General features: G+C 60.0%; 6 protein-coding genes. 4 read left to right on the plus strand and 2 right to left on the minus strand.

The features are described 5' to 3' along the window. The first annotated feature begins 137 nt into the window (after positions 1-137). The 4 genes from RTU05_RS17700 (at position 138) to RTU05_RS17715 (ending at position 1803) form a co-directional block, all read left to right on the plus strand. Entirely contained in the window at positions 138-326 is a 189-nt protein-coding gene (locus RTU05_RS17700) for a hypothetical protein (RefSeq protein WP_312599609.1), read from the plus strand. 175 nt (positions 327-501) lie between these two features. After that, positions 502-927, plus strand: a complete 426-nt coding sequence (locus tag RTU05_RS17705; RefSeq protein WP_312599610.1) for a hypothetical protein — start codon at positions 502-504, stop codon at positions 925-927. A gap of 10 nt (positions 928-937) precedes the next feature. Further along, complete coding sequence (locus tag RTU05_RS17710) at positions 938-1333, plus strand: helix-turn-helix transcriptional regulator (RefSeq protein WP_312599611.1); 396 nt, start codon at positions 938-940, stop codon at positions 1331-1333. Further along, positions 1330-1803 (plus strand): hypothetical protein, encoded by a 474-nt coding sequence (locus RTU05_RS17715; protein ID WP_312599612.1) that lies wholly within the window; start codon positions 1330-1332, stop codon positions 1801-1803. The genes RTU05_RS17710 and RTU05_RS17715 overlap by 4 nt, the downstream gene beginning before the upstream one ends. A gap of 103 nt (positions 1804-1906) precedes the next feature. Here the strand turns inward: RTU05_RS17715 and RTU05_RS17720 are convergent, their stop codons facing one another. Both RTU05_RS17720 and RTU05_RS17725 read right to left on the minus strand, forming a co-directional pair. Further along, positions 1907-2212, minus strand: a complete 306-nt coding sequence (locus RTU05_RS17720) for a hypothetical protein (protein WP_312599613.1) — start codon at positions 2210-2212, stop codon at positions 1907-1909. A 249-nt stretch (positions 2213-2461) separates the two neighbouring features. Next, entirely contained in the window at positions 2462-2734 is a 273-nt protein-coding gene (locus RTU05_RS17725) for a M15 family metallopeptidase (RefSeq protein WP_312599614.1), read from the minus strand. Positions 2735-2808: the final 74 nt, after the last annotated feature.

Here is a 2808-nt window from a genome sequence, read left to right on the forward strand (position 1 = left end):
CTCTCCAGCTCCGAAAAGCTAGCATGGGTGTCCACTGAAACGAGGGAGGATCAGCCGGCGATGATCCCGAGCCGCTGGCCTTCTTCGCAGGCATTCACCTTCGGGACCACACCAGCGTCCGCAAGATCAAGACCGGCATGGAGACCCTCGACGTCTTCGCCTTCCTGAGGACCGAACCCAACGCCGAGGTCGGCGCCGTTCACCCCAAGGCGATGCCTGTGATCCTGACTGAGCCGGACGAGTTTGAGGCGTGGATGTCGGCACCGTGGGACATCGCTAAAATGCTGCAGCGCTCGCTGCCAGACGGCGGACTGGCGACACTCTGACCGCAAGTGCGGCAATGCAGCGAACCTGTGATCGAAGGTGAAATTGAATTCGACACGATGGTATCCCGGTGCGTAGGTTGCGCCTCTCGTATCTCTCGTTGTGTGATTTTGATCCCATCTGCCTCTATTTCGCCGCTAGCGGAACTTAAGGCTTGCGTTAAGGTTCGTTGGTAGCTTGAGACAGAAGCTGACATTGCCGGACGGCTACGAAGTGCTTTCTCAGGGCACCGGGACCCATGACGTTTTGATTCGGACTGCTGTGAAAAAAGAGATTGAAGCGCAGGCATCCGTAGATCAGCGAGCTGAGCTCAGCGAGTTGCTCAAGCGCTTCATCCAGCACGGGGTCCAAGGGCTGGGACGAAACAAGTTCAACGGCAAAGAGGGCTGGTTCCCGGGCGAGCGCGCGCCGGGCAAAGTTAGGCTGCAGGCGTTCAAGCCTTGGCAGCTAAGAGCTTACGGGTTCTTGAGGCAGTTCGGAGAACGCCCCACATTCATTATCACGGGAGTGGATTGCTCAAAGAAGGCCGACAAGGCCAAGCAATCTGTTCTCAAAGCGGCAGGAGCGGAGGCATATCGCCTCAACTCTGAGCTGAACGTCTAAGGAGAAACCAATGTCTTTCTTCCGAACTTCTAGCGACACCGACTTTGAAAAAATCAGTGCTGAGGTTGGGTTCATTCTGGATCTCCAGCTGGCCATTGAGCACGCTCTTGACGAACGTGGCCTCACCCAGGCCGATTTGGCTCGGTTGATGAATGTGTCGGAGCCGCGTGTTAGCCAGATGTTGAGCGACAATGGTGCAAATATGCGGGCCCGTACCATCGGCCGCATTGCCGACGCCTTGAATGCTACCCCGTGTCTTAAGTTTGAACCTCGAGATGAAGCGGGCTGCGCGGTGTCCATGAAGAGGTGGGCTGTCGATGGACGAAACGCCTGGGGCCGCGCCGTTGCCGCTAACGAAAATCAGTGGGAGCGCGAAGGAACGCGGATGGTGGCGGGCGCTCGATGACGACCGAAGCTCAAAATGTCGCTTATGGCGATCTCGTTGACAGCGTCGATTTGGCGGACGTGAAGTTGGTCGACTGTCAGTTTAAGATCAAGCCGCAAATTATGGATCCTGATCGGTCTAAGTGGAGGTTCGGATACGACTGCGAACTGACGGACACGTCCTACGACGAAGAAGCGCAGATTGTCAGTGCGTGGGTTGAGGCGTCTGCGTATGCGAAGTCCGGGAAGACCCACATCCTGAATGTTAAAGGCCGATACCTCTTGGTCTATCGAGTCAATGGCACTTCGGATGAAGAAACGGCGGCCCGCTTCACTCGAAATGTTGGGCCGATCAGTGTCTACCCGTACTTCCGTAGCCTGTTCGCCGACCTTTGCGCGCAGGGTGGGGCGCACGTGCCCCCCCTTCCTATTATGAAGGGCGCTCGGCGACCGCTGAAAGCGTGGGCTGCAGCGGAACAGCGGGAAGAATAGTAAGAAAGGCCCACCCTCCGAAGAGAGCGGGCCTCGATAGCGGAGCCTGATAGCTCGACGCTGAAGGGGGTAGGTTTGACCGCCCCCCTTTGGTTATGACCACCTAACCCGGCCGAGGCGGCACGTCAGGCGGCGGACACCTCAACCGCTCCATCCCCATGGTGTCGAAGAACCGACAGAGCCGCCCGACCTGGGCCGCCAGTCGATCACCGCGCGCCTCGATGGCGATGTCGTAGGCGTCGAGTGCAGCCTCCGAATAGATCGCCTCGGGCGCCAGAACCGGCTTCGGCTCAACCGCCAGATCCGCACTCGGCGGGAAGGCGGGTGTTCCCTTGGTGGCGCAACCGCTCGCAAGCGAGACGGACGCGGCGAGCGCTAGGGGCAGCATCAGGGAGCGAGTTGACCGCATCGGAGAGATCCTTTTCGCGAGCGTTGATGATGGGGGTTTCGGTCTGGCGCTCGACAGCGGCGGTTTCCCGCGCGCCTGACGCTTTCGCCTCGACCTTCTGGGTCTGGGCCGCCTGGCGATTCCGTTCGTCTTGTGCGCCGCTGTATGAGCAGTAGACCCCGGTCAGGACGAAGGCGGCGATGATGGCGACGATCAGCCAGCCGGTCGGGGTGAGAATGCGGGGGATGGAGCGGAGGAGAGCGAGGGCGGTCATCGGACCAACTCAAAGTGCGGCCGGTCCTTCGTCGTCTTCCAGTCGCCGCCCCAGACGATCTTGACCCCCAGTTCGGTCGCCGCCGCCTTCATGGCCTTGGCGATGGCGTCGTGCTTGGGGAACTTCGCCGGCCCCTCGTAATCGACCGGGAAGGGCGACAGATCGACAGCGTGGCCATAGCCGTCCGCCTTGACCAGATGATTGCTGGACAGCGGGTTCTTCAGGAAGGTGACCTTAGCGAGGTCCGGCCGGGCGTAGCGATCCGGCACGCCGGCGGCGCGACATTGCGCTAGGCTCAGGACCTATTAAATCGCTTGATAGCGCAATCGCATTCTGATTCCCT

The sequence above is a fragment of the Brevundimonas sp. genome (assembly GCF_032017145.1).
Lineage (GTDB): Bacteria > Pseudomonadota > Alphaproteobacteria > Caulobacterales > Caulobacteraceae > Brevundimonas.

Coding starts and splice junctions, on each gene's coding strand:
- RTU05_RS17700 (WP_312599609.1), top strand. CDS start 138: ATGGAGACCCTCGACGTCTTCGCCTTCCTGAGGACCGAACCCAACGCC.
- RTU05_RS17710 (WP_312599611.1), top strand. CDS start 938: ATGTCTTTCTTCCGAACTTCTAGCGACACCGACTTTGAAAAAATCAGT.
- RTU05_RS17715 (WP_312599612.1), top strand. CDS start 1,330: ATGACGACCGAAGCTCAAAATGTCGCTTATGGCGATCTCGTTGACAGC.
- RTU05_RS17720 (WP_312599613.1), bottom strand. CDS start 2,212: ATGCGGTCAACTCGCTCCCTGATGCTGCCCCTAGCGCTCGCCGCGTCC.